This is a genomic window from bacterium (genome assembly GCA_022616075.1).
Classification (GTDB): domain Bacteria; phylum Acidobacteriota; class HRBIN11; order JAKEFK01; family JAKEFK01; genus JAKEFK01.
Genome location: JAKEFK010000033.1, coordinates 1 through 4,856, shown reverse-complemented (window position 1 = coordinate 4,856; position 4,856 = coordinate 1). Strand labels below are relative to the sequence as shown.

Genomic DNA, 4,856 nt, shown 5'->3' with positions numbered 1-4,856 from the left:
CTCATTCAAAGGGACCAGCGTCCCGTTTACTCTTATGGTTGCCGGTGCGCCGGGAACCAGAAGCAGATCAGTTCCGTCGCGCTGCACGACTTCAGCAAGGTAAAGATGAAGAGGACTGGAGCCGCTTTCCGGTTCAATGATCCCGGATGAGGGAATGAACTTTTCCTGGCTCAATGCGTCTTCCTTAATGACCTCAAGTTGACTCTGTTCACCTGGCGCATCCGGCTCTTCCGCACTTGCATTCAGCTTCCGAATCAGCTGATTCAGATCCTCAGTTTCCATGATTGCTGTGTTACAAATTACTTCTTCACTTTTTGCAGATTACGAAGCGTCTTTTCCAGCTTCGATCCAATTGCGCCCGATTCAATTTCCCGTAATGTGGTGCCTGACCGGATCGCTCCGGCCGATGAAATTGTTCCCTGTTCTCCGTTATTCACAATCAGACGAAAGCTGGTTGCAGGACCTTCAAAGCTTTCCACAACCAGAATGTATGTTATGTCACGGACCAAACCGACATGGAGCGTCTCGAAATGATCGTCCGGAGAGATGCTGGCAGCGATGAGGGTCCCATCCTCCAGACCGACCGCGAGATCCAGGTCCGTAGCGGCTTTGTCATAAATAACAGTAATGCTGGTTACACCGTCCGTGAATGGGGTGAATTCGTATACTTTGACAGAACCGGAACCAATGCGCGCTTTCTTCAGATTTGCAAATGAAGTTGAACTAATTAGCATCAGTACCACAAAAACCAGTAAAGAACAACGGAAAAACCTTCTCATCCTGATACCTCCGTATCTGCCTGATTAATATAAAATCTTCGCATTTCGATTGCCATGATAATTCGATATATTATGAAGAGATGGAATCCGATCATCTAAGCTGGCAGGCGATCCTGTTTCGCCTGGGAGCGGTCATTGTTCTGATTCTCCTCAACGGCTTTTTTGTGGCTGCGGAATTCGGCCTGGTTGGCGCAAGACCGACTCGACTCCGGGAAAGAGCAAAAAAAGGGAATCGGTTCGCCGCCCTGACCGAACGCCTCATTTCTCACAATCTCGATGAGGTGATTGCAGCAACCCAGCTGGGCATCACGATCGCGAGCTTGCTCGTCGGCTGGATCGGCGAGCAAACTCTGGCAGCCGTCTTCATGACGCTGTTTGGTTTCCTTCCAAAAATGTGGGCGGCAATCGCTTCTCACACCGTGGCAGCTACGCTTTCTTTCAGTCTGATCACTTTCTTGCACGTGGTAATCGGAGAATTGATTCCCAAAACGATCGGCATCCGGTATCCCAACCGGACGGCCCTGTTTGTTTCTGAGCCGATTCGCCTCATCATGATCGTATTTCGCCCGTTTGTCTGGGTCTTAAATGGTTCCGGAAATATGTTTCTCAAGCTCTTCGGTATTTCACCGGCAAAGGGCCATCAGATGGTTCATTCTGTGGAAGAGCTGAAGTTGATGATCGATGCAAGTCACCAGAGCGGCGCTTTATCCGTAACTGAAAAGGATCTGCTGCAAAAGATTTTCAAGTTCGGCGATCTTGTGGCACGACAGGTGATGGTACCTCGAACGGAAATGTCTTGCTTTCCTGCAAACGCAAAACTGGAAGAAATTCTTGTCCTTTCATCCAAAACGGGTCATACGCGTTTTCCCGTTTACGAAAAAGATATCGATAACATCACGGGAATCCTGCACATGAAGGATCTGGTGCGCATGCGCGAGGAACGTTTCAATCTAAGCCAGGTAATCAAAGAAGCTCATTTTGTGCCGGAACTGATGCCGATAGTTCAGCTTTTGACATTCTTCAGGCAGAAGCACACTCAAATGGTAATTGTTGTGGATGAGTTCGGCGGCACATCAGGATTGGTGACTCTGGAAGATGTGATTGAAGAGATCATCGGAGATTTCTATGATGAACATCACCCTGCGGTGCGAGACATTGTCCATCTCAGTAAGAACGAGGTTCTGTTACGGGCGCGCGTGAGATTGGACGAGATCAATGAGCGCTTCCGGCTTGAGCTGAAGTCGGATGAAGCAGATACGATCGGCGGCTACGTGCTACAGGAGTTTGGAGCTATTCCACGCGTTGGGGATGTGCTGGAAGTTCCTGGCGGCGTCATTCAGGTTGAGGAAATGGCGGGAACAAGAATCAAAACGTTGCGGCTTAATCTACAACCTCAACCCGTCGAAAAGGATTAAATTTTAACGCAGAGGCGCAGAGACGCAAAGACGCAGAGGAAAAAATAATTTCTTTCACTTTATCTCTGCGTCTCCGCGTCTCTGCGTTAAAGACTTAATAGTTATCTAGGGAACAGTGGGGTGCTGAAGTATTTTTCGCCGCGGTCGGGAAAAATCGTGACGATTTTCCCGTGACTCATCTTTTTCGCAACTTCTATGCTGCCCGCGAGGGCTGTACCGCTGGAGATGCCTGCGAAGATTCCTTCTTCACTTGCCAACCGGCGCGCGTACTCAAAAGCGTCCGTGTCGTTGATCACCAGCTTATCATCGATCTTGCTCCAATCCATCAGTTCAGGAACACGGCTGTCTTCCATGTTTCGCAATCCCTGCTGAGTATGGGAGCGTTGCGGCTCAAGCGCTACAACCCTGATCGCCGGATTCAATTCTTTGAGTCTCATTCCGACTCCCATGATGGTGCCGCATGTCCCCAATCCGATCGCCACGACATCAACATCCCCCTGCATATCCTCCCAGATCTCCATGGCAGTCTGATGATAGTGACAAAGAGTATTATTCAGGTTGGAATATTGCTGTGTATAGAAATATTGATCCGGATTCTCACGATGCAGTTTTTCCGCAATATCCCAGGCTTCGTCACTCCCTCCCTTTTCGGATGTGAAAACGATTTCGGCGCCTAGCGCGCGTAATATCTGCCGCCTTTCGATGGAGACTTTTTGTGGCATCACGATCATTACGCTATAACCTTTTACTGCCCCTACCATCGCAAGACCGATTCCGGTATTGCCACTGGAAGATTCCAGAATTTTCATTCCTTTCTTTAAGGATCCATCCTTTTCCGCAGCTTCGATGATTGCAAGGGCAGGACGATCCTTTACGCTGCCCATTGGATTCGCGCCTTCCAGTTTGGCCCAGATCTCAACTTCTTTGCTGTTCCAGATCCTGTTGATTCGAACAAGAGGAGTGCGCCCGATCGTGTGCAGTGCGTTTTCGTATCGCATATTAATCGTGGATCAGCCAGTAGCGCGGGCGTCCCGCCTGCGTAACCCGCGCAGACGAGACGTCCGCGCTACTTAATTAGACGTAAATTCGTTCGCCGGGAGAAGTCCATTGATAATTGGAAATTCTCCAGACACCTTGTTCTCTGATCAACTCGTAGCGGACTGGAAAAATCGCGCCATCCCGTCCTGTTAGAGTCCCTTCAATCGTAGCTTTGTTGTTCACAACTGTCACATGTGAAAATGAGGAATTCCGGCTTGGCAGCAATGAGGAGAAACGTTCCAATTCCTCACGGAATTCCTGAAGAGAAAAATCCTCTTTGAGATCTTCAGCGAAATAGGTGTAGGCTAGTTCGTAATTACTCTGGTTGATCGCGCGGATATGATCTTCCAGCATTTTCGTGGGACCTCTTGCGTATGAGTAAAAGCGGTAAAAGAGAAATCCGCCGATCCCGGCAACCAGAATAAGGCAACCAATCCCCGCACCCAGGAATTTTAAAAGCGTGTGATCCTTTTTCTCAGGAGCTGGCTGATAGTAGTCCATCTATTGCAAATTACGATACCACAGCACCGTTCGCTGCAATCCTTCTTGAAGAGAAATGGCCGGTTGAAATTGCAACGACTCCTTGAGTTTTGCCGTCGATCCAAGTGAATGCCTCACGTCGCCTAGCCGCAAAGGCTGATGATTCGGAGCCAGCGTGTAATTGAGCATCTTCGCAAGAATCGAGAACAGATCCAGAACGGTCGTTTGCGCTCCGCACGCGACGTTCAAGACTTTTCCAACGGCGCCTGGATTCTTACACGCAAGAAGGTTTGCAAGCACACAATCATCAACGTAAGTAAAGTCGCGCGTCTGACCGCCATCACCGTAAATTACGCACTGTTTTTGCTGAAGCATGTTCTTTATAAAGATCGGGACTACTGCTGCGTATTGCAGCTCCGGATTCTGACGCGATCCATAGATATTGAAGTAGCGCAATGCCACTGTTTCCAGACCGTAGGTCTTATGGAACATATCGCAATAGTGTTCCAGCACGAGTTTGCTAGTTGCGTAAGGCGATTGAGGATGAGGCGTCATCGATTCTTCTTTGGGAAGCACCGGAGTTTCGCCGTACACCGAAGATGAGCTTGCGCAGACCACGCGACGGACTCCTGCATCCCTGGCTGCGTGCAAAATGTTCAGCGTGCCGGTCACGTTTGCATCGTGTGTCCCGAGTGGATCCGCAACAGATCGCGGAACCGATCCTCTGGCAGCTTGATGCAAAACGTAATCGATACCCGCGGCGGCTTTCCGAACCGTTTCTCGATCCACGATGCTTCCCTCGATCAGCTCCAGATCACCGGAAAAATCCTTGAGGTTCCGCCGGCTCCCTGTATCGAAATCGTCCAACACCCGGACAAAGTTCCCGTCTCTCAGAAGCGTTTCCACAATATGAGAGCCAATGAAACCGGCGCCACCAGTCACCAGATACTTTTCCATATTTAGCTCGTGTAAGAAGGGAGATTAGGAAATGATGGAGATGTGGGGATATTTAAAAAAAATCTCCTTATCTTTTTTATCTCCTTATCCCCTTTCTTACCTAACGCGGCATAGCCGACAACCAAAATGATAGCGGAGAGAAGTCCGAATATCGAACAAGGAACTCCGAACCGCAGAAGTCTGGCCG

7 protein-coding genes are annotated in these 4,856 nt (G+C 49.3%); 1 reads left to right on the top strand and 6 read right to left on the bottom strand.

Going from position 1 to position 4,856, the window contains the following annotated elements; all coding sequences use genetic code 11:
• Nucleotides 1-282 (bottom strand): hypothetical protein (locus L0156_02870; protein MCI0601932.1); only part of this gene is annotated, 282 nt, incomplete at its 3' end.
• A 17-nt stretch (nucleotides 283-299) separates the two neighbouring features.
• On the bottom strand, nucleotides 300-779 hold the full coding sequence (locus L0156_02865; protein MCI0601931.1) for a hypothetical protein: 480 nt from the start codon (nucleotides 777-779) through the stop codon (nucleotides 300-302).
• 80 nt (nucleotides 780-859) lie between these two features.
• On the opposite strand from L0156_02865, the gene L0156_02860 reads away from it, so the two are divergent.
• Entirely contained in the window at nucleotides 860-2,194 is a 1,335-nt protein-coding gene (locus L0156_02860) for a hemolysin family protein (GenBank protein MCI0601930.1), read from the top strand.
• A gap of 101 nt (nucleotides 2,195-2,295) precedes the next feature.
• Here the strand turns inward: L0156_02860 and L0156_02855 are convergent, their stop codons facing one another.
• From L0156_02855 to L0156_02840, 4 genes are all read right to left on the bottom strand, one after another.
• Nucleotides 2,296-3,192, bottom strand: coding sequence for a cysteine synthase family protein (locus tag L0156_02855; GenBank protein MCI0601929.1), 897 nt, complete (start codon nucleotides 3,190-3,192; stop codon nucleotides 2,296-2,298).
• Between the two features lie 76 nt (nucleotides 3,193-3,268).
• The gene (locus L0156_02850) at nucleotides 3,269-3,733 is read right to left on the bottom strand and encodes a DUF4864 domain-containing protein (protein MCI0601928.1); all 465 of its coding nucleotides are present in this window, start codon (nucleotides 3,731-3,733) and stop codon (nucleotides 3,269-3,271) included.
• The gene (locus tag L0156_02845; GenBank protein ID MCI0601927.1) at nucleotides 3,734-4,669 is read right to left on the bottom strand and encodes an SDR family oxidoreductase; all 936 of its coding nucleotides are present in this window, start codon (nucleotides 4,667-4,669) and stop codon (nucleotides 3,734-3,736) included.
• Between the two features lie 2 nt (nucleotides 4,670-4,671).
• Nucleotides 4,672-4,856, bottom strand: a 185-nt coding sequence (locus L0156_02840) for a hypothetical protein (protein ID MCI0601926.1), incomplete at its 5' end; no start/stop codon positions are given.